Origin of the sequence: Brevundimonas sp. PAMC22021, assembly GCF_019443405.1 — a bacterium.
GTDB lineage: Bacteria > Pseudomonadota > Alphaproteobacteria > Caulobacterales > Caulobacteraceae > Brevundimonas.
On the sequence record NZ_CP080376.1, the window covers coordinates 912936 to 938006 of the forward strand.

The window sequence follows — 25071 nt, forward strand, 5'->3', positions numbered from 1 at the left end:
CTGAGCCGACTGGACGGTTCCCGCTCAGAGCAGCACCACCGTGGCCAGGCCCAGGAAGATCAGGAAGCCAAAGAAATCTGTCGTCGCCGTGACAAAGACGGCCGAGGAGACCGCCGGGTCGAACTTCAGCTTCGAAAGCGTCAGCGGCGTCAACACGCCCACGGTCGCGGCGACCAGGAGGTTCAGCACCATGGCCGCGCCGATCACCGCGCCCATGCGCCAGTCGCCGGCCCACAATCCAGCCGCGACGCCGATCAGCGGCGCCAGCACCAAACCGTTGGCGCACCCGACCAGAAGCTCGCGCCAGAAGGTGCGCACCGCATTGGAGGCGTTCAGCTCACGCGTCGCCAGCGCCCGCACCGTGACGGTCAGCGCCTGGGTGCCGGCGTTGCCGCCCAGGGCCGAGACGATGGGCATCAGCACGGCCAAGGCCACGATCTGCTGGATGGTGCCCTCGAACCAGCCGATCACGCTGGCCCCGAGGACCGCGGTGGCCAGGTTGATGGTCAGCCACGGCACGCGCCCGCGTACGATCTCCAGGACACTCGAGCCCCGGTCCTCGTCGGCGACGCCGGCCAGGCGCAGGATGTCCTCGCGGTTCTCCTGCTGGATGATGTTGACGATGTCATCGACGGTGATCTGGCCGACCAGGCGACCGGCCGCGTCCGTCACCGGCGCCGAGATCAGGTGGTACTTTTCGAAGATGTAGGCGACTTCTTCCTGGTCCTGGTCCACCGCGATGGCGTTCACCGGCTCCATCAGATCCGTCAGGTTCGTGTCGCGCGGGCTGCGCAACAGGCGGCTGATCGCCACCCCGCCGACCGGCTTGTTCAGCGGATCGACCACATAGACGTCGAAGAAGAGCTCGGGCAGGTCCTCGCCCTGGGCCCGGACGTGGTCGATGGTGTCGCCGACGCGCCAGAACTGCGGCGCGGCCATGACCTCGCGCTGCATCAGGCGGCCGGCGGAGTCCTCCTCGTAGCCCAAAGAGCTTTCGATGGCGGCGCGATCGACCTCGGGCATGGCGGCCAGCACGCGCTCGCGCTGGTCGTCCTCCAGGTCTTCGACGACGGCGGCGGCGTCGTCCGAATCCAGTTCCTGCAGCGCCTCGGCGAGGGTGGCGTTCGGAACCCGCTCCAGCACCTCCTCGCGGATGCCGTCGTCCAGCTCGGGCAGGGTCTCGGCCAGCAGTTCCGGCGGCAGCCACAGCACGACCACCGCCCGATGCTCGGCCGTCAGAAAGCCCATCAGGTCGGCGACGTCGGCGGGATGCAGGTCTTCCAGCAGCGAGCGAAGCCGCATGCCATCGCCATCATCGGCGGCGTCCACGACCTTTTCAACAAAGCCGGTGGTGAGGACATAGTCCTCGTCGAGAGCCGTGTGCTCCTCGACATCAACAGGAGGTTCGAGGGCTGCGGCGTCGCTCATCGCGGTGGACCTCCCTCGAAAATGTCAGCCTGGTAGAGCCGAACGCTTATCCTGTTCCATCAGATGGTGCGGTCGAGAAGACTCGAACTTCCACGGGTTGCCCCACAGCGACCTCAACGCTGCGCGTCTACCAATTCCGCCACGACCGCTCGCATCGGAGCGGCGGCGAATAGACGAGTGAGTGGCGGGTGTCTAGTGGCGAGTGGCTAGCGCCTTTGTGGATGGGGTTGTGGTGTTGGCCAGCCCGCACCAGCGAGGGAAAAAGGACGTCCTCGCCGCTCGCCACTCGTCACCCGTCACTCGATGATCAGGCCGCGCCCGCCATGAAGTCGTAGACGTCGGCGGGCCGCGTCACGGTGATGGCGATCCGATCGTCGCGAATCTCGATCTCGCCGCGCGCGACTGGATGGTTGTTGGCCAGGATCCAGACCTCGTCCTGCTCGGAGGCGTCCAGGGCGATCACCGCGCCGCGCCCCATGCGCAGCAGCTGGCTCATCGGCAGGACCGAGCGGCCCAGCACGACGGAAATCTCCACGTCGACGGCGTTGATCTGGCTCAAGAGACTGGTCTTCCGAAAGGACAGGCGAATGCCGCGCGACCTTGCGCCGCCGCCCCTCCATCCACATTGAAGCGTTTATGCTTGCCGAGCCGTTAAGTCCCGACCTCCTGAAGCTGCACCGTGACGACGGGCAGGCCGTCGAATGGGTCGTGTCGCCCGGTCGCATTCCCTATCCCGAGGCCGTGGCCGAGATGGAGGCGCGGGCCGCCGCGATCGCGGCTGGCGAGGCGCGAGAGCGGGTGTGGCTGATCGAACACCCGCCGCTCTACACCGCCGGCGTGTCGGCGCGACCCGACGATCTGCTGCAGCCCGACCGATTCGAGGTGCACCAGACAGGGCGCGGCGGGCAGTTCACCTACCACGGGCCGGGCCAGCGCGTGGCCTATGTCATGCTGGACCTGAATCGGCGCGGGCGCGACGTGCGGGCCTTTGTACGCGGGCTTGAGCAGTGGATCATCGGCGCGCTGGCCGAGTTCGGCGTGGAGGCCGACGTGCGCGAGGGCCGCGTCGGCGTCTGGGTCGAGCGCAAGGGCCCCGGCTGGTCGCGCGAGGACAAGATCGCCGCCATCGGCGTCAAGGTCCGCAAATGGGTCAGCTTTCACGGCATCAGCCTGAACGTGGAGCCGGAGCTGGATCACTTCGGCGGGATCGTGCCCTGCGGCATCCAGGAGCATGGCGTCACCAGCCTGGTGGACCTGGGCGTGCCCGCCACCATGGACGAGGCGGACGAGGCGCTGCGGACCAGCTTCCGGCGCGTGTTCGGTGAGGCGGCGCCGGTGGAACTCCCGCCCGGCATGCCTATTTCATAGCCATGACCGATCTTGCATCCCCTACGAAGACCCGCTCGGCCGCCGGCTATGACCTGACGCCGCCGAGCGACGACGAGCGCGCGCGGCTGGAGGCGGCCCTCAGCCCCGAGGAGAAGCGGGTCTTGTTGGCCCACGGCACCGAGGCCCCGTTCTGCGGCACGCTGCTGGGCGAAAAGCGCGCCGGCGTCTTCTGCTGCCGCGAGTGCGGCCTTCCGCTGTTTCGCAGCCGCACCAAGTTCGAAAGCGGCACCGGCTGGCCCAGCTTTACCGAACCGGTCGACGAGGACCACGTGCTGGCGATCCGCGACACCAGCTACGGCATGGTGCGGATCGAGACGCGCTGCGCGCGCTGCGACAGCCACCAGGGCCACGTCTTCCCGGATGGTCCGCCGCCGACGGGTGACCGCTATTGCATCAACTCGGTGGCGCTGGAGTTCGTGGCGGAGGGCGAAAGCCTGCCTGACCCTCTGCAGCGGGGCGACGGAACGGCCTGATGTTGGCCGTATTCGCTGTGGTAGATAGTCGGCGAAGGAGACGGTCATGATCCTTGTTCTTGCGGCATTGGCGAGCCTCGCCGGCGACCCCGAAGGCGTGGTGACCACCGCGCGCGACGACACCGCCGCCCTGGCTCGCGCCATGAGCGCGCCCGAACCGGTGGTCACCGCCACCCCGACCAGCCAGGACGCGGCGCCGCACGACCTGACCACCGACGAGCAGATCAACCGCTGGCTGGCCAGCCGAGCCTCTTCCGACGCTGCGCCCTATGCCGAAGACGATCTGGTCGGCGCGCCGGAAGAGCGAAAGATGCACGGCGTCGTCTCGGCCGGTATCGGCACGGGCGGCTACCGCAGCTTCGGCGCGGCCGTGACGATGCCGATCGGCGATCAGGCGGACCTCACGGTCGCCTATAGCGAGGGTCGAAACCTGCCGTACGGCTACGGCTATGGCGGCTTCGATGGCTATGGCTATGGCCGCCACGGTGGCTTCGGATACGATCACCAGCGCGTCGGTCGCAGTCGCAGCGTCGCCGTGGGCCTCGACTGGAGCAACAGCCGAGACCGGCGCGACGAGCCCTGGCGCGAGCAGCGGCTCGAATCGATGCTGAACGACTGATTCCAAAGGTCACGCTCGGGGGAGTACTGACATGTCTCGATCCATTTCGCTGGCCTGCGCGGCCCTTTTGCTTGCCGTTGGCGCAGGCGCGGCCGTAGCTCAAACGCGCGCCGCCAGCCTGGACGTGCGAACGCCGGGTCTGACGGCCGAGGGATCGGTGGTGGTCGCTATCTTCGACAAGGAAGCCGACTGGAAGGCGCGCGATCGTCCCGTTCGCACCCAGAAGGTCGCGGCCGGCCCCAACAGCCGTCTTCGCATCGAGGGCCTGCAGCCTGGCCGCTATGGGCTGATGGTCTTTCACGACAAGAACAACGACGGCCGCCTGAACACCTGGCCGATCGGCATGCCGAGCGAGCCGTATGGCTTCTCAAACAATGCTCGGGGGCGTTTCGGCCCGGCGTCGTGGCAGGCCGCCTCCTTTGAGGTGCGCGGCGACAGCGTTCAGACGTTGCGCCTGCGCTGAGCCAGGGCTTCCAGGCGCTGAATTGCGGGTCCGCTCTCGTCTCCCAGCGCCTTGATGGACGCGGACAGGCGTTGCGCGGCCTCGGCATAGGTCGGGTTCTGTAGCACGCGCACCACGGCTCGGCGGATCGCTGTGGTGGACGACCAGCGGGACACGCGCACGCCCGCGCCGCGCTCTGTCAGGCGCCGGGCGTTCTCGGGATGATCCCGGCCCATGGGGACGCAAACGACCGGCACGCCGTGCAGGATCGGCCGCAACAGCGTGCCATGGCCGCCGTGCGAGATGACGGCCGCGCATCTTGGGACCAGCCGATCATGCGGGGCGCTCTCGACCACCGTGACGTTGGCGGCCGACGGCAGATCACTCGGGCGCACCGCAGGACCCGTGGTGACGATGCCGTGCACCGGCAGCTTCGACAGCGCCTTGATGCAGCGCGCCATGATCCTGCGCTGATCCTGGAAGGTCGTGCTGAAGGAAATCAGCACGTTGGGCGCGGTTCTGCTGACGAGGTGTTCGATCGAGGCGTCCTCGACCCACGCCGGCTGATCCAGCAGCGGGCCGCAGTAGGCGAACGGCTCGGGCGGTGGGCTTTCGCCGAAGTCGAAGGCCGCGCTGGTGGCCAGCACGATCAGGTCGGCGGCCTTCAGCTGTTCCATCACATGCGCGAGCGGCGGTATGCCCAGCGCGGCGCGCGCCCGGTTCAGGTCGGCGAGCCCCACGTCGTAGAAGCCCGCGATCATGCCTCGCGCCGACTGTTCTCGCCGCTGTTCAAAGGTCGTGCGCGCGGGCGCGAAGCCCGGCCCGAACGGCGGCACGTCGGCGCGTGTCGGCAGGCTCCAGACATTGGCCGACAAGAAGGCGAGCGGTGCTGCGGCGGCTTCGGCGGCGGCGGCTACGCCCAGCAGCAGTTCGTTGGAAACCATTACGTCCGGCTGGAATTCGGCGATCAGGTCCTGCGCATCCAGCGCATAGGCCTCCGCCGGGCCGGTCATGACCGCCTTGCACACCGCCTTGACCACGGCGGGCGGCCAGATGTGTCGCCAATCCTGCAGCGGGTCGTCGGCGCGCCCGCCGGCCGAGCGATTCGGCGCGCGACCCCACGTCCTGAACGTCAGTCCCGCGCGCTCCGCCGCCATCCGATTCGCCTGATCCGAGACGAACAGCACCTCGTGACCGCGCGCCCGCAGCAGAGTGGCGAACTTGATGGCCGGGGCGACATGGCCGCCGCCCTCGAAGGTGGTGAAAAGAAAGCGCACGCGACCTCAACGCCAGTTCGCGGCCGCTGCGTCAACAAGAACGGCGCCGCTCGGTTTATGCCCGCGGATGGCGTAAGCTGGCGCCATGTCGGAATGGCTGATCAACACCGCCTGTTTTCTGGGCGCGCTCGTGGGCATGGAGTGGGTGGCCTGGGCGACCCACCGCTACGTCATGCACGGGCCGCTGTGGGTGCTGCATCGTTCGCATCACGAGCCGAGGCACGGCGCGTTCGAGTTGAACGACCTGTTCGCCGTGATCTTCGCCGGCATGGCCATCGGCCTGTTCGCGCTGGGGTCGGCGATGGACCAGCCATGGATGTTCTGGACGGCGGCTGGGATCACCGCCTATGGCGCGCTCTACGCCCTGGTGCACGACGGCCTGGTGCACCAGCGATGGCCGTTCCGCTACACGCCGCGCAAGGGCTACTTCAAGCGGCTGGTGCAGGCGCACCGGATGCACCATGCGGTCAAGGGCAAGGAGGACGGCGTCTCGTTCGGCTTCCTGCTGCCCGGCGATGTGCGCCGTTTCTCGGCGGAGCTGCGTCAGCGACGTGTCGAGCGCGCCGGATCAGATCCGCGACCATAGCGGCTGGCGTGGCGGCAGGGGCGTCAGCTTCTCCATCCGGCTCCATAGCGCCACCAGCGTCCCCCGCAGCACCAGGAACAGCTTGATCCGACGCGGCACCGTCATGCGGGCGTCCAAGGCGTGGGGACCGGCGCGGCGGATGCGGCGGCCGATCTCGCGATAGACGCCCCGAGCCGCCGCTGTCGCCAAGGCCGCACGGAAGGGCAGGGCGCGAAGGCCTGCGCGGGAGGAGGCGTAATAGACCTCCGCAAGGTCCAGAAGCTCCAACGCCGCCTGGAACACCGCCTCGCGCCGCGCCTGCGTCAGGGCGGCGGGGTTCGCCGGCGCGCCGGCGCGAGCCAGCGTCTGTTCGGGCACATAGAGGCGGCCGGCCTCGGCGTCCTCCATGATGTCGCGCACGATGTTGGTCAGCTGGAAGGCGAGGCCGAGGTCCTGCGCGCGGCGCAGCACGGGCGTCGTGGTCGCGCCCATGATCGCGGCCATCATCACGCCCACGACACCGGCGACGCCCCAGCAGTACTCCAGCAGTTCGTCGGTGGTGCGATAGCGGCGCTCCTCCACGTCCATGGCGAAGCCGTCCAGCAGTTCCTGCGGCCACTGGTTATCGAGCGCGTGGTGCGAGGCGACCCGCTCCAGCGCCTGGAACGGCGGCTCGGCCGTCGGCTCGCCGGCCATGGCCTTGCGGGTCAGGACGCGCAGGCGTTGCAGCCGCGCCAGCCGTTCGTCGCGGGTCATCGGCTGGAAGCCGTGGCCCAGCTCCTGGCCGTCGATCTCGTCGTCGCAATAGCGGCACCAGGCGTAGAGCGCCCAGACGTCTTCACGCAGCGGCCGGTCGAACAGGCGGGTGGCGGCGCGAAAGCTGGCGGAGCCCTGCGCCATCGTCTCGCGGCTTTGCTGGACGATCTGGTCCATGGTCAGGCGGCCTCGGCCGGAGCGACGGCCGGGAAGTCCTCGGCGATGACCGAGGCCGTGGCCTTGGCCGATCCCACCACCCCGGGCACGCCCGCGCCCGGATGAGTCCCGGCGCCGACGAAGTAGACGTTGCCGAGCACGTCGTCGCGATTATGGACGCGGAAATAGGCGCTCTGCGTCAGGATCGGCTCCAGGGAGAAGGCCGAGCCCAGATGCGCGCCGAGTTCGGTCTTGAAGTCGGCGGGCGTGAAGGTCCGCATTGTGACCAGGTTGTCGCGCAGCCCCGGAATGGCGCGGCGTTCCAGCGCCTCCAGGATGCGGTCGGCGTATTTGGGTCCTTCGACGGCCCAGTCGATATCCTGCGTCAGGTTCGGCACCGGCGACAGGACGTAGTAGCCGCTGCAGCCCTCCGGCGCGAGCGAGGGATCGGTGACGCTGGGGGCGTGCAGATAGAGCGAGAAGTCCTCCCGCAGCGGCTTGGCCCCACAGATTGAATCGACCAGCGCCTTGTATTCCGGTCCGAACAGGATGGTGTGGTGCTTCATGTCCGCGGGCGCGGGCGCCTTCAGGCCGAAATAGACCACGAACAGCGACATGGAGAAGCGACGCTTCTTGAGTCCGGCCGCCGCCTTCTTGCCCCGTCCGCTTTCGCCCAGCAGGCGATCGTAGGTGTGAACCACATCGCCGTTGGAGGCGACCAGATCGGCGCGCAGCACCTCGCCTCCGGCCAGGCGCACGCCCACTGCGCGATTGTTCTCTACCAGGATCTGCTCTGCCGGGCTCGAGGTGCGAAGAACGCCGCCCAAGTCGCTGAAAAGGCGCGCCATGCCGTCCACCAAGGCGCCGGTGCCGCCGCGCGGGAACCACACGCCCCATTTGCGCTCCAGCGCATGGATTAGGGCGTAGATGGATGAGGCGGAGAACGGGTTGCCGCCCACCAGCAGGGTGTGAAAGCTGAGCGCCTGACGCAGATGCTCGTCCTTCACGAAGGTGGACACCATCGAATAGACGCTGCGCCAGGCCTGAAGGCCGACCAGTTGCGGCGCAGCCCGCATCATGCTGCCGACGGTCATGAAGGGCACGTGGCCGAGCTTCAGATAGCCTTCCTCGAACACGGCGGTCGAATAGTCGAGGAAGCGGCGATAACCGTCCACGTCGTCCGGGTTCATGGAGGCGATCTGGCGATCCAGTTCGGCCTGATCGTTGACGTAGTCGAACGACGCGCCGTCGTCCCACAGCAGGCGGTAGAAGGGCGTGATCGGCAGGAGTTCGACGTAGTCCGACAGCTTGCGGCCGGACAGGGCGAACAGTTCCTCCAGGCAGGAGGGGTCGGTGATGACCGTCGGGCCGGCGTCGAAGGTGAAGCCGTCCTGCTGGTAGACGTAGGCCCGGCCGCCGGGGCGATCGCGCGCTTCGACCAGCGTCACCTGGTGCCCCGCCGACTGCAGCCGAATGGCGAGGGCCAGACCGCCGAAGCCGGCGCCGATGACAACTGCGTCAGCCATGTGGGCGATCTTCCTTGAGGCGAACGGCGCCAAGCGCCTTGTGAACAGGAACGGGCGGCTTGCCGCTGAGGATGCGCAGCCTGTCGCCCCAGGTGAGACGCCCTGCGTAGAAGCGTTCGACCAGTGGCTGCGGCAGATGATAGAAGCGTTGCAGCACTCTGTAGCGTTCCCCAGGCTCGGCCGCCTTGAACATCATGCGGTTCAGCAGACGCAGATAGCCATTGCGTCGCCACAGGGCGTCCGACCGGCCTCGCACCATCGTCTCAATCGCCGGCGTGCTCAGTGCTGGAGCCGCCGCGATCGCCGACGCCAGGCCGATCGCTTCCGGCAGCGAATAGCCGGTCACCGGATGAAAGAGCAGGGCGCGCAGGCCCGACCGCGCCGTGGGCTCGGCTATCTCGGACCAGTAGCGATCCGGATCGCCGCCGAGGGTGATCGGCAGGACGCCGCTCTCGCGCCGCAGCACCGAATCAACCACCCAGCCCTGAGCCGCCGCATAGGACAAGACTTCGTCCGACAGGTCGTCCTGATCCAGGTCGGCGCCTGCGCTGTAGCGCGTGTCCTCAATCAGCAGGGTGTCGGTCGACAGGGGCAGGACATAGATGAAGCGATAGCCGTCCCGCTGCGGGACGGTGGCGTCCATGACGATGGGACGGACAAGGCCATGCTGCGCGCTGAGGCGCAGCTCCAAACCGACGAACTTCTGCCAGGCTAGGGAGACGGCGTCGGAGCGGTGAGCGCCCCTTCCGTCGATGACCAGCGACGCCTCCATCTGTTCCTGGTCAGCCAACGTCACCGATGTCGCATCCATCGCCGCGACCGTGCAGCCGTAACGCATGTCGGCGCCCAGCAGGCGCTCGACCTCGCGGGCCAGCGTGCGACTGGTCAGGCAGCCGTAGCCGGTCGACAGGGTCCGCCGGAGGTCTGGAAAGGCGACATCATAGCCGTCCCAGTGATGATCCAGCATCGGCCGCACCCAGGCGCGGTCCGCATCCGCCAGATCGGTTTCGAACAGGCACCAGGTATGGGCGTCGTCGGCGGCCGGCCGGGCCTCAATCATCACGATGCGAAGATTCGGTCGGAGGCTGCGCAGGCGGATCGCGATCAGGCTGTTCGCCAGACCTGCGCCGACCAGCAGCACGTCGATGGGAGGGGCCGTGTTCACGCGCGCCTTATCGCCCGGAACGTCGTCGCCCGCCAGCGGACCCTTGCGCGCGATTTGCAGGGCGGGAAGCGGGGGCGGCTTCGACGTCCCTGTCTGGAACAGCGGCTGCGATAATCGTCGGCTCTCGTCATCCACAGCCGCCGGCCTTTCGTAGCTGCCCCGACCAGCCGCCATTAGACGCGACGCCATCTGGAGACGGGCATGAAAGAAATCACGAGCGAGAATCTGGTGCGCCGGCTATCGGCGCTATGCCCGCTAGGAGAGGCGGAGGCTCGGCTCGTAAACGACCTTGTCAGACCCGGAGCTCCGCATGCGGCCGGCTCGGTGCTGCTGCAGCAGGGAGACCAAGTGCTGGGTCCGCGTCTGCTGACCTCGGGCTGGGCATGGCGAACCAGGGCCCTGCCGACCGGCCGGCGCCAGGTCTTCGCGCTGGTTCTACCCGGCGACCTGATCGGGTTGTGCTGGCGCCCACAGCCGCGGGCCCTGTCTTCCACCGTCGCGGTGACCTCGGTCCAGACCTGCGACGCCTCGCCCCTGGCTGAAACCATGACGGCCGGCGGCGCGGTCAATCCGGCTTTGTGGGAGGCGTTGACGCTGGTGTCCCGGCACGACGAGATGCGCCTCCTGGATCATGTCGTGCGTCTGGGACAGCAGACCGCCGTCGAGCGGCTGGCGACCCTGATGCTCGAAATTCACGATCGTCTCGGCGCGGTGGGCATGGCGGAGGCGGACTCCTTCGACATGCCGCTGACGAACGAGCAACTCGCCTCGATGCTTGGGCTCAGCCTCGTACACGTGAACCGCACGCTGCAGCAGCTGCGCCGCGAGGGACTGGCCGACATCCGCGACGGCAAGGCCGTGCTGCTCAGCCCCGACCGGATGCGATCGCTGTCGAGCTATGAGGCCAGTGCGCGATCTTACGCCGAAGCCGTGTAACGGGTCGGAGGCATCGCCAAGGCGATGCCAAGCGGGATCAGATCAGAGATGAAGGGGATTGGCCAAGGGGCCAGGTCGGTGACCTGGCCCCTTGATAATGGTGCCGCCGGGCAGGATTGAACTGCCGACCTCAGCCTTACCAAGGATGCGCTCTACCACTGAGCTACGGCGGCCCTGATCTGAGGAAGCGGCCGTATAGCCAAACGATTTCGGCGTGGGAAGCCCATATCGCGTCTTGATCGAAACTTTCCGCCGGGCTCATCATCCTTCCATGACCCAGCCCCCTCACGACCGGCTTTCGACGGAAACCGCGCCTGATCCGGTCGCGGACCCTCCGGTCCAGATCAGTCCGGCGGACCGCGCCAAAGCCGAGCGCGCCGCGCGGCTTGCCAAGGCGCTCAGGGACAATCTGCGACGCCGGAAGGTCCCGAAGACCGATCCCGCGCCCCCGTCCAGCCGCAACTGAAAGTCATCGCCGTGTCGCGGCCGGGATTTGGCGACGGCGAGGCGGCTTGCTAGAGAGGCCGGCTCCGAGGCGGCAGTCAGCTTCGGAACGCTCGCCTCAAGGACGTCATGGACAGCATCGCCATTCAGGGCGGCGCCCAGCTGAACGGATCGATTCCGGTCAGCGGCGCCAAGAACTCCGCCATCAAGCTGATGGCCGCCTCGATCCTGACGGATCAGCCGCTTCTGCTGACCAATATGCCGCGTCTGGCGGATACGCGATTCCTGGGGCAGTTGCTGCGCCAGTTCGGCGTCGAGGTGACAGAGCGCGACGGCGCGGACGGGCAGGAGACGCTGTTCGACGGCCGCGAGATTCGCTCGACCTTCGCCCCTTATGACCTGGTGCGTCAGATGCGCGCCTCGTTCAACGTGCTGGGGCCGCTGCTGGCGAGGACCGGCCACGCGCGAGTGTCCTTGCCGGGCGGCTGCACCATCGGGGCGCGTCCCGTGGACCTGCACCTGGACGCCTTGTCCAAGCTGGGCGCCTCGATCGAACTGGAGGAGGGCTATGTCTCCGCCATGGCGCCGAAAGGATTGAGAGGCGCCGAGATCGAGTTTCCGTTCGTGTCCGTCGGGGCGACCGAACACACCCTGCTGGCGGCCGTGCTGGCCGATGGCGTAACCGTGCTGAAGCGTGCGGCGCGTGAGCCCGAGATCGGTGATCTGGCCCGCTGCCTGATCGCCATGGGGGCCAGGATCGAGGGCGTGGATACCGACACCCTGACGATCACGGGCGTGACCTCGCTGAACGGCGCGACCTGGTCGGTGATCCCGGACCGGATCGAGATGGGCTCCTACGCCGTGGCCGCCGCCATGGCCGGAGGCGAGGTGCGCCTCACGCGGGCGCGCGCCGATCTGATCGCGTCGCTGACGGACAAGATGGTCGAGGCTGGCGTCGAGATCGCCCCCACCGAGGACGGCGTGATCATCAAGCGCGACCCGAGCCAACGCCTGAAGGCCGTGGACGTGGCGACGGAGGTCTATCCCGGCTTCGCCACCGATCTGCAGGCGCAGTTCATGGCCCTGATGACCACAGCCGAGGGCGTCAGCACCATTCACGAAAACATCTTCGAGAACCGCTTCATGCATGCGCCTGAACTGGCGCGTCTCGGGGCCGACATCTCGGTCCAGGCGGGCGAGGCCAAGGTGACCGGTGTGGCCGAACTGCGAGGCGCACCGGTCATGGCGACGGACCTGCGGGCCTCGGTCAGCCTGGTCATCGCGGGCCTCGTCGCCCAAGGGGAGACGACCGTCGGACGCGTCTATCATCTGGATCGCGGTTTCGAGCGTTTGGAGGAAAAGCTCGGCGCCTGCGGAGCGACCATCCGCCGGATCAAGGGAAGCGGTGATGAGCACTGAGATCGACGCGGCTCCGTCCACGCCATCCGGCCCGGTCGAGCCGCTGCGCCTACTGGCCGAGGATGCGGCGGACCTGCAGATCATTTCGGCGGCGCTGCAGGACGCCATCCTGCGCCCGGTCGACATCGTCTGGGAGAAGGCGGGCCGCAAGCTGACCATCGCCTTCAGCCGCTTCTGCTGGGAGTGCGGAGGCACGCGAGTGATGTCGGCGATGCAGTTCGGAGACGTGCAGGCGGTGAAGAGCCGTCGGCTGCCGCGCAATCCCGATGCGTCCCTGGAGTTGCTGGCGCTCGACTTCGAACCAGGCGAGGCGCCCGGCGGCCGCGTGATCCTGATGTTCTCGGGCGGCGGCGATCTTCGGGTCGATGTCGAGTGCCTGGACGCCGTGGTCGCGGACGTGTCCGAACGCTGGCCCGCCAAGGTCGCGCCGACGCACCCGGGCGAGGCCGGCGCGTGAGCACGCCGGATCGGCTGGCCTCCGTCACCCTCGACGCCGCCACCCTGCCGGCCGCCACCGACGAGATCGAGCACGCGCGCCGCGTCGCCATCTTCGACCTGATCGAACGCAACAGCTTCAAGCCGGTGGGGGCGGAAGGCGGCCCGTTCGACCTTTATCTGTCGCTGCAGTTGAACCGGCTGGTGTTCGACGTGTCCGGCCCCAGCTTCTCGCGCACCTACGCCATCAGCCTGACCCCTTTGAAAGGCGTGCTGAAGGACTATCTTCTTATCTGCGACAGCTATTACGAGGCGTTGCGCGGATCGTCGCCCAGCCAGATCGAATCGGTCGATATGGGCAGGCGCGGTCTTCACAACGAGGGCGCCAAGGCGCTGCAGGACCGTCTGGAGGGCAAGATCGTCCTTGAGCACGAGACGGCCCGGCGCCTGTTCACCCTGGTCTGCGCCCTCTACCGGCGCGGCTGACCTCGACTATCCGTTGATTTTCGGGCATGAGGCCCGATCATTTCAGCCCGCGCGCCCGCCCGGCGCGGGCTCGATGCCGTATTGAACGGGCGTGAGAGGCCGCATGGCTAAGGAAGAACTGCTCGAGTTTCCCGGCACCGTCAGCGAACTGCTGCCGAACGCCACCTTCCGCGTGACGCTCGAGAACGACCACGAGATCATCGCCCACACCGCCGGCAAGATGCGCAAGAACCGCATCCGCGTGCTGGCCGGCGACAAGGTGCTGGTCGAAATGACGCCCTATGACCTGACCAAGGGTCGCATCACCTATCGCTTCAAGTAAGGACGGGCTCTGCATGAGCCGTCCTGAACTGGTGCTGGCCTCGGCCAGCCCGCGCCGCATCGAACTGCTGGCGCAGGTCGGCATCACGCCCGACCACATCGATCCTGCCGACATCGACGAGACGCCGCTCAAGGGCGAGACGCCGCCGCGTCTGGCCGAACGGCTGGCCTCGACCAAGGCCCGCGTGGTCGCGGAACGGTGGCCCGACGCCGTGGTCATCGCCGCTGATACCGTCGTCGCCGTCGGTCGCCGCTTCCTGGAAAAGGCGGCGGATGAGGCGGAGGCGACCCGCTTCCTGAAGCTCCTGTCGGGCCGCAATCATCGCGTCTTTACGGGCGTCGGCGTTGTGCGCGGCGGACGGCTCGCCTCTCGCGTCAACGAGACGCGCGTCAGCTTCAAGCCGCTGTCGGATGATGAGATCGCCGCCTATGTCGCCTCCGGTGACTGGCGTGGCAAGGCGGGCGGATACGGCATCCAGGGACCAGCCGGCGCCTTCGTACAGCGAATCGTCGGCAGCCACCCGGCGGTGATGGGGCTGCCTTTGTACGAAACAGTGCAACTGCTGCGCGGCGCGGGTCTGCGGCCATGACCGACGACGTCGAGGTCTTCCTCGACGAAACGCCGGGCGAGACGCGCGGCGTCATCCGGCGAAACGGCCGCTACCAACGTCTCCTTATCCAGCGCGACGACGACGAGCCGAGTCACCGGCTGGAGGCGAGGAGCATCGGGCGAATCATCGAGATCAATCCCGGCCTGAAGGGCGCCTTCGTCGATCTGGGGACCGACAGGCCGGGCTTCCTCCCTCTGCCGCCGAAATTGCGGCTGCATCAGGGGGAGGGGATCGAGGTGGTCGTGACGGCCGAACCGCGCGAGGCCAAGGGGGTCACGCTGCGTCGCCTTGGGTCCGGAACCGGCGAACCCAGGCTGCTGCAGCCGGCGCACGACGTGCGCACTCTGCTGATTCGAGCCGCACCCGACGTTGAGATCCTGAGCGGCGTTGAGGCGATCGACGCCGCCGTCGAGGTTGAAGAAGAGGCCTTGGCCGAACACTTCGTGTTTCAAGCGGGAGGGCTCGATCTCTCCCTCGAGCGCACGCGGGCTCTGGTGTCCGTCGATTTCGACCATAGGCCGCCTGCGGGGCGAGACGGAGCGGCGGCGCGCGCGGCGGCCAACGGCGAAGGCTTGCGCCACACCGCGCGCTTGTTGGCTTTGAAAGAGCTTGGCGGCCTTGTCGTCATCGACATGATCGGCGACGGCCGGGAAGGGGAGGCGATGCTGAGGCAGGCGCGGGAAGCCTTTGCGGGCGTCCCGTCGGTCGCCTTCGGGCCGGTCAGCCGCTTTGGCCTGGTTCAGCTGGCCCTGCCGTGGCGACGCCGACCAATCGCTGAGCGTCTTTGCGACGGTCGCGGCGCCCTGACGCTTCAAAGTCGGGCCATTACGCTGATTCGAGAGATGCGGCGTCGATTGCTGATCAACACGGCGGCGCCGCGCATCGTCGCCCATGCCGCGCCCGATGTCGCGGTCGTGGCCCAGCATCATCTCGCTCGCCTGGGGCCACGCGCCGGCCTCGTCCCCCAGCCGGGGCTGGCGGCGAGCGAAGTTCGCTTCGAGGAGATCTGACGCCATGACGACCTGCCCGATCTGCCGCAAGGCCGAGGCCGATCCGAAGTACCGGCCCTTCTGCTCCAAGCGGTGCGCGGACATCGATCTCGGCCGCTGGTTCGGCGGCGACTACGCCGTGCCGGCCGAGCCGTTGGAGATGGATGGCGAAGATGTCGAAAAGGACTGACGCAGACGCTGGACACCTCGTTTCGGCTCGCCTATAGACCCCGCTCCCGCGAGCGGAAGCTTGCCTGGATAGCTCAGTTGGTAGAGCAGCGGATTGAAAATCCGCGTGTCGGTGGTTCGAATCCGCCTCCAGGCACCACTCCCTTGAACGCCTGTCGTTCGGTGTTGCGGTCCCAGATCATGAAATCGCCGCCTTTGCAGCTCCACAATCGTTTGCCGCCCCTGCGTCAAAGCGGCGGTAAGCGGCGCTTCGGCCTTGACGCTCCATGGTCGCTTCGTCAAAGGGGTTAGGACGCCTTATTCGTTAAGGGGTCCACAGGGCCGAAACGACCGGGCGACCGGACGAAGAAGCCAAAGGTTCATTCGGTGCGTCGGAAACGACGCGGCCGAAATGGGAAATTTCAGGTTGGGGGGCGGCCGGCCGACACCGGTCGCACCTTTGGTTCCACGAGTCAGACCAAGCAGGAACTGGCGAACTATGCTCGATAGCAAAAAGACGAACATCCTTCTCGCCATGGCCGGCGCCGCCGTGCTGATGGCGAGCACGCCGGTTCTGGCTCAGGCTCCGGCCGAGCCGACCCCGGCCGCCGCTCCGGCCCCCTCCGGCGCCGCTCCCGCCGCGACCCCCGAAGCCGCTCCGGCCGACCCCGCCTCGGTGGGTGAATCGGTTGGCGGCGGACACGGCGGCGGCATCACCCCGATCTCGATGTTCATGGAAGCGACCGTGGTCGTGAAGGTCGTCATGATCGCCCTTCTGCTGGCCTCGATCTTCTCGTGGACCCTGCTGCTCATCAAGCTGTTCGAGTTCGGCGCGCTGAACAAGAAGACCGACCAGTTCCTGGAAAGCTTCCGCGGCGCCCGTTCGATCTCGGACATGCGCGCAGTCGCCACCTCGGACGAGTTCGACGGCAACCCGCTGGCCGACATGGCCGCCGCGGCGACCGAAGAAATCGAACTGTCGCGTCAGGCTGGCCTGTCGGTCACCGGCGATCACCGCGACTCGGCCCTGCTTCGCGCTCAACAAGCCGTGGCCGCCGTCCAGTCCGGTCTGGCCAAGCGCCTGTCGGGCGGCCAGCAGTTCCTGGCCTCGGTGGGATCGACCGGTCCGTTCATCGGTCTGTTCGGCACCGTGTACGGCATCATGAACTCCTTCATCGGCATCGCGGAATCGAACACGACCAACCTGGCCGTCGTCGCCCCGGGTATCGCTGAAGCCCTGTTGGCCACCGGCATCGGCCTGTTCGCGGCCATCCCGGCGGTTATCTTCTATAACTACTTCAACACCCGCATCTCGAACTACGGCACGCGTTCGGACGGCTTCAACGCCGAACTGATCAACTCCATCTCGCGTCAGCTGGACCGGGGGGCGTAAGAGGGATGGCCGCCAAACTCTCCGGTTCCGGCGGCGGCAAGTACACCGTCGAGGCGAACGCCGAGATCAATGTCACGCCTTTCGTCGACATCATGCTCGTTCTCCTCATCATCTTCATGGTGGCGGCTCCGCTCGCCTCCGTGTCGGTGCCGGTGACGCTTCCCACGGCCGTCGCGCCGCCCGCCCAGAACCCGCCCAAGCCGATCTACATCTCGATCCAGAACGACGGCGACGTCTTTGTGGGCGACTCGCGGACGGACGTGGGCGTGCTGGGCGACGATCTGCGCACGCAGATCGGCGGCGGCAGCCCCACGGATGAGCGTATCTTCATCCGCGCCGACCGTCAGACCCGCTACGGCGACTTCATGCAGGTCATGAACGCCCTGCAGGACAACGGCTTCTACCAGGTCGCCCTGGTCGGCGAAGACAACTCGTAAGGGGAACGCATGACAGCAGCCGAACCCCACGCGCACAGGGATCCGATCCTGGATCCCCCGCGCAAGAAGAAGAAGGGCCTCTCCACCGGCGCCATCATTGGCATCGGCGTCTCGGTGGTGGTCCACGCTCTGGTTGGCATCTACTTGTATCAAAACAAGTTCAAGCTGAAGGAGTTTAACTACGTCGACGACTCGGTGGACGTGGAGCTGGTGGAGCTTCCGCCGCCTCCGCCGCCTCCGCCGCCTCCGCCGCCTCCGCCGACCGACACGCCCCCGCCGCCCAAGCTGCAGGTGCGCGTGCCGGCCCCGGTGACGACGCCCAATCCGCCTCCGCCGGTCTATATCGAACCGACGAAGAAGGATGATCGTCAGGAGTACACCGGTCCTCCGGTCGTGGTCCCCGGACCGCCGCCGCCTCCGGCCCCTCCGGCTCCCGTGGCTCCGCCGCGTCAAGCGGTCACGACCAATGTGTCGTGGGGACGTCGCCCGGCTCCCGAGTTCCCGCAACGGGCTCAGGACCGCGGCATCGAGGCCGGATCGGTGACCCTGCTCTGCACGGTCGGCGCGAACGGCTCGGCGACGAACTGCAGCGTCGTCTCCGAGACGCCTTCGGGCGCCGGCTTCGGCCAGGAGGCCTTGCGGTCGATGCGTTCGGCCCGCTTCTCGCCCAGCACCGTCGATGGTGTGGCGCAAGGCGGACAGGCGCGGTTCACCGTGCGGTTCCAACTCCAGTAGGGGTTGGCGTCATCAGGATGAAACGCCCCGCGGGTTCGCCCCGCGGGGCGTTTTTCTTTGTCCGCGATGCTTGTCGCAGGCGCGGCGGCTTCGACGGAAATGCTGTCGGAGTGCTTGATCCTGGCGTCCCATGCCGTTAGACAACGCCTCTCGCGAAAGCGGGCCGCCTTAGCTCAGTTGGTTAGAGCGCCGGTTTGTGGAGCCGGAGGTCCTCAGTTCAAGCCTGAGAGGCGGTACCATCTTCGACGGCGGCGAACGGCCGTTGTTCTCTCCTCATTGAGATGACTTGTTGATCCGGGCGCGCGGAGCCCCGGCCTGCTGTTGGGCATCCGGTTGGAGGGCGGGCGGGGCGCCGGGCCTTCGCCCGGAGTGTTGGTGGTTGTGTACCGTTTCAACGAAAGCTGACGCCCCGCGCGGGTGGTTGGCTGCAAGCTCGGGACGGAGGATGGTGGCGGTCTTATCGCCTAACCCCATAAGCCTGCGCCCCCGGGTCAAGCCCGAGTGTGACGTGGGCAGGCGGCCCTGCGAGGCTGTCCTTGGACCGGCCGAGTATCCCCTCGACCCTCTCGGCGCTGAACCGTGTTCAGCACCGGCGACCGCAAAGCTCAGGCGGGTAAGTTGGGGTGAGGATTGGCTAGGGAGTCGTTTCGGCTGCCCTTTGCTGCCTCTGATGCGCTGGCTGGCCCTCTATTCCCTTCATCCTCGCCCTTGTGGCGAGGATCCAGACTCCCGGTGCCAACCGGCCGAGACCGGGAGTCTGGACCCTCGGGACAAGCCCGAGGGTGACGAGGGGAAGGGAAAGGGAACGAAGTGGCGGCGAGGCGTCGGTTCTCCCTCCCGTTCGGGGAGGGTGGTCGCGTCAGCGACCGGGTGGGGGCGGCCCGGCAGGGTCGCGCCGGCCTGAAGCCGGACAGGTCGTCGATGGGTCGCACGGCCGCCCCCACCCGGCTTCGCCTGCGGCTCAGCCACCCTCCCCGAACGGGGAGGGAGAGCGTCGTGCGTCCACCTCTCCACGGCGTGGGGAGGAGAGGTGGATCAGGCGATCTTCACGCGGGTGGCGGCTTCGGGGAGGTCTTCGCCGAAGGCGCGCTGGTAGAACTCGGCGATGGTGGGGCGTTCCAGTTCGTCGCACTTGTTCAAGAAGGTCAGGCGGAAGGCCTGGCCGATCTCGCCGAAAATCTGGACGTTCTGGGCCCAGGTGATCACCGTGCGGGGGCTCATTACGGTGGAGATGTCGCCGTTCATGAAGGCGTTGCGGGTCATGTCGGCAACCCGGACCATGGCGGCGATGGCTCGACGGCCCTCGGCGTCGGCCATCTCGGGCACCTTGGCCGAGACGATTTCGGCCTCCACGTCGTGGTCGAGATAGTTCAGCGTCGTTACCACGCTCCAGCGATCAAGCTGGGCCTGATTGATCTGCTGGGCGCCGTGATACAGGCCCGTGGTGTCGCCAAGGCCGATGGTGTTGGTGGTGGCGAACAGGCGGAACCAGCGGTTCGGGCGGATTACGCGGTTCTGGTCCAGCAGGGTCAGGCGGCCTTGCGTCTCCAGGACCCGCTGGATCACGAACATAACATCCGGGCGGCCCGCGTCGTATTCGTCGAACACCAGGGCGATCGGACGCTGCAGCGACCAGGGCAGGATGCCCTCGCGGAACTCGGTGATCTGCTTGCCTTCGCGCAGGGCGATGGCATCCTTGCCGACCAGGTCGATGCGGCTGACGTGGCTGTCGAGGTTGATGCGAACCAGGGGCCAGTTCAGGCGGGCCGCGATCTGCTCGATGTGGGTCGATTTGCCCGTGCCGTGATAACCCTGGACCATGACGCGGCGGTCGTAGGCGAAGCCCGAGCAGATGGCGATCGTGGTCTGCGGATCGAAACGATAGCTGTCGTCGATCTCGGGCACATGGGCGTCGCGCTCGGCAAAGGCCGGGACCTGCATGTCGCTGTCGACGCCAAAGGCCTCGCGCAGGGTGACCCGCCGGGCGGGTTCAAGCGTCAGCAGCGGATCTGGGAGGGCGTCGAGCGTCGAGGTCATGCGACTCATCTAGAGACCCCGCGCGCGCGGCTCAACACGCGCGCGGGGCTCAGAGGCGCTTATTCGGCGCTGAGCTTCACATCGACGTTGTTGCGGGTCGCGTTGGAGTAGGGGCACACCTGGTGCGCCTTTTCGATCAGGTCGTCGATCAAGGCCTGCTCCAGTCCATGGTCGGTGACGGTGAGCGTGACGTCGAGGTTGAAGCCCTCGCCGCGCGTGTTCTTGCCGAAGCCGACGCCGGCCGCGACCTTGGTGTCCGGCCCGACGGGCGAACCCGCCTTGCCGGAGACCAGGCGCAGCGCGCCGAGATAGCAGGCCGCGTAGCCCGAGGCGAATAGCTGCTCAGGGTTCGTGCCGTCGCCGCCCTTGCCGCCCATCTCGGTCGGGGTGGAGAGCTTGACGTCGATCTTGCCGTCATCGGTGGTCGCGCGCCCGTCTTCGCGGCCGCCGCCGGATGCGGTGGCGTGGGCGGTGTAGAGAACGTCCATGTGCGGTTCCTTTGCTGGTGCTCGCCAAACGCAGGTAGGCGCGAATCGTCAAAGACCAAGGGGCGGTCGTGTGCAGATGCGCACTGGCGCATTGCGGGCGACGCGGTCTAAAGCAGTCAATCGGGGCGCGTCTTTCGGAGTTGGCGGTGAAGGTTGCCGAACGCTGGTTCGTCTGGGCGGGCATGGCCCTGTTGGGCGCGGTCGCGCTGGCTGGGCTGGTGGTGGCCGTCTATGCCGCGTGGCTGTTCTATGACCTGCCCGACGCGTCGGAGCTGGCCGACTATCGGCCGCCGACCGCCACGCGGGTCTATGCCGGAGACGGCACCCTGATCGGCGAGTTCTCGGACGAGCGCCGCATCTATGTTTCCTACGACCAAATCCCGGACACGGTGCGCCACGCCTTTCTGGCGGCCGAGGATCGCAACTTCTTTCACCACGGCGGCATCGACGTGGGCGGCATCGGCCGCGCATCGCTGAAGAACGTGGCCAACCTGGCGCGGGGGCGGCGCCTGGAAGGCGGCTCGACCATCACCCAGCAGGTGGCCAAGAACGTGCTGCTGACCAACGAAAGCAGCCTGAACCGCAAGCTGAAGGAAGCCATCCTGGCCAGCCGCCTGGAGGCGACGCTGTCCAAGGAGCAGGTGCTCGAACTGTATCTGAACGAGATTTTCCTGGGATATCGATCGTTCGGCATCGCTTCGGCCGCCTACAACTATTTCGGCAAGTCGCTGCAGCAGCTGACGCCGGACGAGGCGGCGTTTCTGGCGGCGCTGCCCAAGGGGCCGAACAACTATCATCCCAAGCGGCATCCCGGCGCGGCCAAGGGTCGGCGGGATTGGGTGCTGGGCGAGATGGAGCAGAGCGGCTGGATCACGACCGCAGAGCTGCAGCAGGCGCGCGCCCGGCCTCTGAACACGCGCGACGCGCCGCAGCGCGCGGCCTATCGCGACGCCGACTTCTTTGTCGAGGAGGCGCGTCGGCAGGCGGCGGCCAATCCGGACTTCGGCGATCAGCTGAGGGCGGGCGGCTTCTATATGCGCACGACGCTGGACCCGACGCTGCAGACGGCGGCGCGGTCGGCCCTGATGCAGGGGCTGGAGAACTATGACCGCCGGCACGGCTGGCGCGGGGCGTGGGGCGCGACCGACTTCGAGGACGGCTGGCAGGCGCGGGCGCTGGCCGAGCAGAAGATCCCGCCCGAGCGCCGGGCCTGGGAAGTGGCAGCGGTGGAGAGCGTCAGCGGAAACAATGTGCGCGTCCGCACCGCGCGCGAGGACCGCTCGGGCAGCCTGCTGGCCGCCGACGCCGCCTGGGCCAACGCCAACCGGCCGCTGAAGCGCGGCGACCTGATCCATGTCGAGCGCAGCGGCGGACAGTATGCGCTGAAGCAGATCCCGCGCGTGAACGGGGCCATGGTGGCGATCGAGCCGCAGTCGGGACGCGTGCTGGCGATGGTGGGGGGCTATTCCTACGCCCTGTCCAGCTTCAACCGGGCGACCCAGGCGGAGCGACAGCCAGGTTCGGCGTTCAAGCCGTTCGTCTATGCGACCGCGTTGGAGGGCGACTATACGCCGGCGTCGATCGTGCTGGATGCGCCGATCAGCTTCGCCGGCGGGCCGAACGGGCAGCGGTGGACGCCCGAGAACTACAGCCGCGAATACTATGGGCCGCAGACGCTGCGGCGGGGGCTGGAGCTGTCGCGCAACGTCATGACGGTGCGGCTCGCCCAGGCTGTCGGCATGAAGAAGATCGTCGACCAGTCCGCCCGGATGGGCATACCGGGCCTCACGCCGAACCTGTCGGTGTCGCTGGGCGCGGGCGAGGTGACGCCGTATCAGCTGACGGCGGCCTACGCGGCGTTCGTGAACGGCGGGCGGCGGATCACGCCCTATCTCATCGACTATGTGCAGGACCGCGACGGCGAGACCATCTTCCGCGCCGACGACCGGCGATGCGGCGACTGCGGGCGCGGTTTCTCCGGCCAGGAATCGCCCAAGCTCGATCCGCGCGGCGCCCAGGTGATCGACCCGATCACCGCCTATCAGATGAGTTCCATGCTGGAGGGCGTGGTGCAGCGGGGCACGGCGGCGAGCGCGCGGGGCCTCGGTCGCTGGGTCGGCGGCAAGACGGGCACGACCAACGAATACCGCTCGGCCTGGTTCGTGGGCTTCACCACCGACATCGTCGTCGGCGTCTTCATCGGCTTCGACGACAACCGGCCGCTGGGCAACGGCGAGACGGGGACGACGGCGGCGGTGCCGGTGTTCATCGATTTCATGCAGACCGCGCTGAAGGAGCGGCCGGCGCGGCCGTTCGTCAGGCCCAGGAACGCGATCTTCCGGCCCGTGAACGGCATCGAGGAGGCGTTCCGGCCGGGCACCGAGCGACGCGCGCCGCCGGTCCGCGCGCCTGTGCGGGCGCCGGTCCCACCGCAGGGACCTCAGAACTACAACGACGTCATCCGGCGAGAGACGGAAGCCGCGACATCCGCGCCGCCGCCGAGCGCGCCTCCGCCACCCAAACGCGAGCCGGCCGAGGACTTGAGCGGGCTCTACTGAGGCTCTAGATAGAACAGACCAAGGCGCGCCGGCCGACCGGCGCGCCTTTCCTTTTTTGCTGTCGCATGGAGATTGCGATGAGACCGGATGTCGAGGCCATGAAGGCCGACATCGAGCAGAGCGTCGCTCTGCTCAGGAGGCGTCTTTGACTGGGATGTCGCGCTTCGAAAGCTCGATGAGCTGAACGCCCGGGTCGAGGACCCGACCCTGTGGGACAGGCCGGACGAGGCGCAGGCGGTCAGCCGCGACCGCTCTCGCCTTGAAGCCCAGATCAACACCGTCCGGGAGATGGAGCAGGGCGTCGAGGACGGCGTCATGCTGGCCGACATGGCCGACGAAGAGGGCGACGAGGCGGCTCTGGAAGACGCGCGCGCCCAGCTGAGGGCCATCAAGGAACGCGCGGCGCGCGCCGAGCTGGAGGCGCTCCTGTCCGGCGAGGCGGACGGCAACGACGCCTATCTGGAAGTGAACTCCGGCGCCGGAGGCACCGAGTCCAACGACTGGGCCGGCATGCTGTTGCGCATGTACAGCCGCTGGGCCCGCGCTCACGGCTATGAGGTCACCGTCGAGGCGGAAGAATCGGGCGAACAGGCCGGCATCAAGTCGGCCACGATCCAGATCTCGGGGCCGAACGCCTATGGCTGGCTGAAGTCCGAGTCGGGCGTGCACCGGCTGGTGCGCATCAGCCCCTATGACGCGGCGGCCAAGCGGCACACCTCGTTCGCCTCCATCGGCGTGTCGCCGGTGGTGGACGACGCCATCGAGATCGACATCAACCCTTCGGACGTGCGCACCGACACCTATCGCGCGTCCGGCGCGGGCGGCCAGCACATCAACAAGACCGATTCGGCCGTGCGCCTGACGCACGTACCGACCAACACGGTGGTGGCCTGCCAAGCCGGCCGCTCGCAGCACCAGAACCGCGAACAGGCGTGGAAGATGCTGCGGGCGCGTCTGTACGAACTGGAGCTGCAGAAGCGCGAGGCGGCGGCGCAGGCGTTGGCCGACGCCAAGACCGACATCGGCTGGGGCCACCAGATCCGTTCCTATGTGCTGCAGCCATATCAGATGGTGAAGGACCTGCGGACTGAGGTCGAGACCTCGGACACGCAAGGCGTGCTGGACGGCGATCTGGACGCCTTCATGGGCGCAGCGCTGGCGGCGCGTGTCGGCGAGACGCGCGGCTCGACCGTCGAGTGAAGCCAAAGGGGGCCGGCGGCGGCGCCGGCCCTTTTTCGCTCTTAGTGGCGGCTTTCGGAGACGAGGCCGGGCGCGGCCGAAAAGGCGCCGACGACCGGCGCGGCCGGGGTCATATCCGCCTCGGTTTCCAGCGCAGCGGCCTGGACCGGCTCGGGGCGCGCTTCCGGCATGATCGGCTTCACCTGCGGCTGGATCTGGGTGCAGCGTCCCTGGAAGTAGGCGCCGCTGTCGATCGACAGCTTTTCGGTGGTGATGTCGCCCTGGACGTAACCGGTCGCCGCAACCCGCACCTCGCGCGCGGTGATCGGCCCCTGGATGCGACCGCCGACCTGGACCAACTCGGCGGACACCGCGCCCTCGATCGCGCCCGTCTCTTCAACGAACAGGCGGCCGACATGGACGTCGCCCTTGATCTGGCCTTCCAGCTGCAGCCAGCCGTCCCCGACGACCGAGCCGCGCACCTGCAGGTCGACGCCGATCCGCGACGGGCTGCGGCCGGCCGGGGGCGGAGAGGCGGCGGGTTCCGACGCGGCGACCGGTGTCTTCGGCTTGGGCTTGTTGAACATGGTGGCGACCTCCGCACGGCGACTGTTCACGCCACGGCAGCTTCACATGGAT

28 protein-coding genes and 4 tRNA genes are annotated in these 25071 nt (G+C 67.7%); 21 read left to right on the plus strand and 11 right to left on the minus strand.

What is annotated here, in order from left to right:
• Window positions 1-24 precede the first annotated feature (24 nt).
• The 3 genes from mgtE to KY493_RS04440 form a co-directional block, all read right to left on the minus strand.
• The gene (gene mgtE, locus KY493_RS04430) at window positions 25-1428 is read right to left on the minus strand and encodes a magnesium transporter (RefSeq protein ID WP_219897778.1); all 1404 of its coding nucleotides are present in this window, start codon (window positions 1426-1428) and stop codon (window positions 25-27) included.
• A gap of 64 nt (window positions 1429-1492) precedes the next feature.
• Window positions 1493-1577 (minus strand) — tRNA-Leu (locus KY493_RS04435).
• Between the two features lie 158 nt (window positions 1578-1735).
• Window positions 1736-2017 carry a FliM/FliN family flagellar motor switch protein gene (locus KY493_RS04440; protein WP_219898326.1) on the minus strand — a complete coding sequence of 94 codons (282 nt, stop codon included), beginning with the start codon at window positions 2015-2017 and terminating at the stop codon, window positions 1736-1738.
• A 47-nt stretch (window positions 2018-2064) separates the two neighbouring features.
• Between KY493_RS04440 and lipB the strand changes: the two genes are divergently transcribed.
• Genes lipB through KY493_RS04460 form a run of 4 tightly spaced genes read left to right on the plus strand, consistent with a single transcriptional unit; the run spans window position 2065 to window position 4372 of the window.
• A complete protein-coding gene (gene lipB / locus KY493_RS04445; RefSeq protein WP_219897779.1) occupies window positions 2065-2796 on the plus strand; it encodes a lipoyl(octanoyl) transferase LipB in 732 nt (243 codons plus the stop codon).
• A 2-nt stretch (window positions 2797-2798) separates the two neighbouring features.
• Entirely contained in the window at window positions 2799-3290 is a 492-nt protein-coding gene (msrB, locus tag KY493_RS04450; protein WP_219897780.1) for a peptide-methionine (R)-S-oxide reductase MsrB, read from the plus strand.
• A gap of 46 nt (window positions 3291-3336) precedes the next feature.
• On the plus strand, window positions 3337-3909 hold the full coding sequence (locus KY493_RS04455) for a hypothetical protein (protein WP_219897781.1): 573 nt from the start codon (window positions 3337-3339) through the stop codon (window positions 3907-3909).
• 31 nt (window positions 3910-3940) lie between these two features.
• Window positions 3941-4372, plus strand: a complete 432-nt coding sequence (locus tag KY493_RS04460) for a DUF2141 domain-containing protein (RefSeq protein ID WP_219897782.1) — start codon at window positions 3941-3943, stop codon at window positions 4370-4372.
• On the opposite strand, the gene KY493_RS04465 is transcribed toward KY493_RS04460, so the two are convergent.
• Window positions 4351-5628: a glycosyltransferase gene (locus KY493_RS04465; RefSeq protein WP_219897783.1), complete on the minus strand. Its 1278-nt coding sequence runs from the start codon at window positions 5626-5628 to the stop codon at window positions 4351-4353. The two genes, KY493_RS04460 and KY493_RS04465, sit on opposite strands and share 22 nt — an antisense overlap.
• Before the next feature lie 85 nt (window positions 5629-5713).
• Here KY493_RS04465 and KY493_RS04470 point away from each other — a divergent pair, with 85 nt between their 5' ends.
• Window positions 5714-6214 carry a sterol desaturase family protein gene (locus KY493_RS04470; protein ID WP_219897784.1) on the plus strand — a complete coding sequence of 167 codons (501 nt, stop codon included), beginning with the start codon at window positions 5714-5716 and terminating at the stop codon, window positions 6212-6214.
• On the opposite strand, the gene KY493_RS04475 is transcribed toward KY493_RS04470, so the two are convergent.
• From KY493_RS04475 to crtY, 3 genes are read right to left on the minus strand one after another with little or no spacing between them, the layout of a single operon-like run.
• On the minus strand, window positions 6197-7126 hold the full coding sequence (locus KY493_RS04475; protein WP_219897785.1) for a phytoene/squalene synthase family protein: 930 nt from the start codon (window positions 7124-7126) through the stop codon (window positions 6197-6199). The two genes, KY493_RS04470 and KY493_RS04475, sit on opposite strands and share 18 nt — an antisense overlap.
• Before the next feature lie 2 nt (window positions 7127-7128).
• On the minus strand, window positions 7129-8631 hold the full coding sequence (locus KY493_RS04480; protein ID WP_219897786.1) for a phytoene desaturase: 1503 nt from the start codon (window positions 8629-8631) through the stop codon (window positions 7129-7131).
• A complete protein-coding gene (gene crtY, locus KY493_RS04485; protein WP_255568031.1) occupies window positions 8624-9796 on the minus strand; it encodes a lycopene beta-cyclase CrtY in 1173 nt (390 codons plus the stop codon). The genes KY493_RS04480 and crtY overlap by 8 nt, the downstream gene beginning before the upstream one ends.
• A gap of 201 nt (window positions 9797-9997) precedes the next feature.
• Between crtY and KY493_RS04490 the strand changes: the two genes are divergently transcribed.
• Window positions 9998-10732 carry a Crp/Fnr family transcriptional regulator gene (locus KY493_RS04490; protein ID WP_219897787.1) on the plus strand — a complete coding sequence of 245 codons (735 nt, stop codon included), beginning with the start codon at window positions 9998-10000 and terminating at the stop codon, window positions 10730-10732.
• A 98-nt stretch (window positions 10733-10830) separates the two neighbouring features.
• Here KY493_RS04490 and KY493_RS04495 read toward each other — a convergent pair.
• Window positions 10831-10905: transfer RNA gene (locus KY493_RS04495), tRNA-Thr, on the minus strand.
• Window positions 10906-11003: 98 nt separating this feature from the next.
• Between KY493_RS04495 and KY493_RS04500 the strand changes: the two genes are divergently transcribed.
• From KY493_RS04500 to KY493_RS04560, 13 genes are all read left to right on the plus strand, one after another.
• A complete protein-coding gene (locus tag KY493_RS04500; protein WP_219897788.1) occupies window positions 11004-11198 on the plus strand; it encodes a hypothetical protein in 195 nt (64 codons plus the stop codon).
• A 107-nt stretch (window positions 11199-11305) separates the two neighbouring features.
• Window positions 11306-12595 (plus strand): UDP-N-acetylglucosamine 1-carboxyvinyltransferase, encoded by a 1290-nt coding sequence (gene murA, locus KY493_RS04505; RefSeq protein WP_219897789.1) that lies wholly within the window; start codon window positions 11306-11308, stop codon window positions 12593-12595.
• Entirely contained in the window at window positions 12585-13052 is a 468-nt protein-coding gene (locus KY493_RS04510) for a DUF2948 family protein (RefSeq protein ID WP_219897790.1), read from the plus strand. Before murA ends, KY493_RS04510 begins: the two co-directional genes overlap by 11 nt.
• On the plus strand, window positions 13049-13516 hold the full coding sequence (locus KY493_RS04515) for a UPF0262 family protein (protein WP_219897791.1): 468 nt from the start codon (window positions 13049-13051) through the stop codon (window positions 13514-13516). The genes KY493_RS04510 and KY493_RS04515 overlap by 4 nt, the downstream gene beginning before the upstream one ends.
• Before the next feature lie 103 nt (window positions 13517-13619).
• Window positions 13620-13838: a translation initiation factor IF-1 gene (infA, locus tag KY493_RS04520; RefSeq protein WP_008261544.1), complete on the plus strand. Its 219-nt coding sequence runs from the start codon at window positions 13620-13622 to the stop codon at window positions 13836-13838.
• Window positions 13839-13851: 13 nt separating this feature from the next.
• The gene (locus KY493_RS04525) at window positions 13852-14427 is read left to right on the plus strand and encodes a nucleoside triphosphate pyrophosphatase (protein WP_219897792.1); all 576 of its coding nucleotides are present in this window, start codon (window positions 13852-13854) and stop codon (window positions 14425-14427) included.
• Window positions 14424-15458, plus strand: coding sequence for a ribonuclease E/G (locus KY493_RS04530; protein WP_219897793.1), 1035 nt, complete (start codon window positions 14424-14426; stop codon window positions 15456-15458). The genes KY493_RS04525 and KY493_RS04530 overlap by 4 nt, the downstream gene beginning before the upstream one ends.
• A 4-nt stretch (window positions 15459-15462) precedes the next feature.
• A complete protein-coding gene (locus KY493_RS04535) occupies window positions 15463-15627 on the plus strand; it encodes a DNA gyrase inhibitor YacG (protein ID WP_219897794.1) in 165 nt (54 codons plus the stop codon).
• Between the two features lie 62 nt (window positions 15628-15689).
• Window positions 15690-15765, plus strand: a tRNA-Phe gene (locus KY493_RS04540).
• A 339-nt stretch (window positions 15766-16104) separates the two neighbouring features.
• The gene (locus tag KY493_RS04545; protein ID WP_219897795.1) at window positions 16105-16998 is read left to right on the plus strand and encodes a MotA/TolQ/ExbB proton channel family protein; all 894 of its coding nucleotides are present in this window, start codon (window positions 16105-16107) and stop codon (window positions 16996-16998) included.
• A 5-nt stretch (window positions 16999-17003) separates the two neighbouring features.
• Window positions 17004-17435 (plus strand): biopolymer transporter ExbD, encoded by a 432-nt coding sequence (locus KY493_RS04550; protein ID WP_219897796.1) that lies wholly within the window; start codon window positions 17004-17006, stop codon window positions 17433-17435.
• 9 nt (window positions 17436-17444) lie between these two features.
• Entirely contained in the window at window positions 17445-18170 is a 726-nt protein-coding gene (locus KY493_RS04555) for an energy transducer TonB (RefSeq protein WP_219897797.1), read from the plus strand.
• A gap of 162 nt (window positions 18171-18332) precedes the next feature.
• A tRNA-His gene (locus KY493_RS04560) sits at window positions 18333-18409 on the plus strand.
• 796 nt (window positions 18410-19205) lie between these two features.
• On the opposite strand, the gene cobS is transcribed toward KY493_RS04560, so the two are convergent.
• Together cobS and KY493_RS04570 are read right to left on the minus strand one after the other, a co-directional pair.
• Window positions 19206-20207, minus strand: a complete 1002-nt coding sequence (cobS, locus tag KY493_RS04565) for a cobaltochelatase subunit CobS (RefSeq protein WP_219897798.1) — start codon at window positions 20205-20207, stop codon at window positions 19206-19208.
• Window positions 20208-20266: 59 nt separating this feature from the next.
• Window positions 20267-20695, minus strand: coding sequence for an organic hydroperoxide resistance protein (locus KY493_RS04570; protein ID WP_219897799.1), 429 nt, complete (start codon window positions 20693-20695; stop codon window positions 20267-20269).
• Window positions 20696-20841: 146 nt separating this feature from the next.
• Here KY493_RS04570 and KY493_RS04575 point away from each other — a divergent pair, with 146 nt between their 5' ends.
• Window positions 20842-23253, plus strand: a complete 2412-nt coding sequence (locus KY493_RS04575) for a penicillin-binding protein 1A (RefSeq protein ID WP_370627354.1) — start codon at window positions 20842-20844, stop codon at window positions 23251-23253.
• 77 nt (window positions 23254-23330) lie between these two features.
• Window positions 23331-24453, plus strand: a protein-coding gene (gene prfB / locus KY493_RS04580) for a peptide chain release factor 2 (RefSeq protein WP_219897800.1) whose coding sequence is annotated in 2 segments (ribosomal slippage) — window positions 23331-23399 and window positions 23401-24453 — 1122 coding nt in all. Because the reading frame shifts where the segments join, the coding sequence is not laid out codon by codon here.
• Window positions 24454-24494: 41 nt separating this feature from the next.
• Here the strand turns inward: prfB and KY493_RS04585 are convergent.
• Window positions 24495-25049 (minus strand): polymer-forming cytoskeletal protein, encoded by a 555-nt coding sequence (locus KY493_RS04585; protein WP_219897801.1) that lies wholly within the window; start codon window positions 25047-25049, stop codon window positions 24495-24497.
• Window positions 25050-25071: the final 22 nt, after the last annotated feature.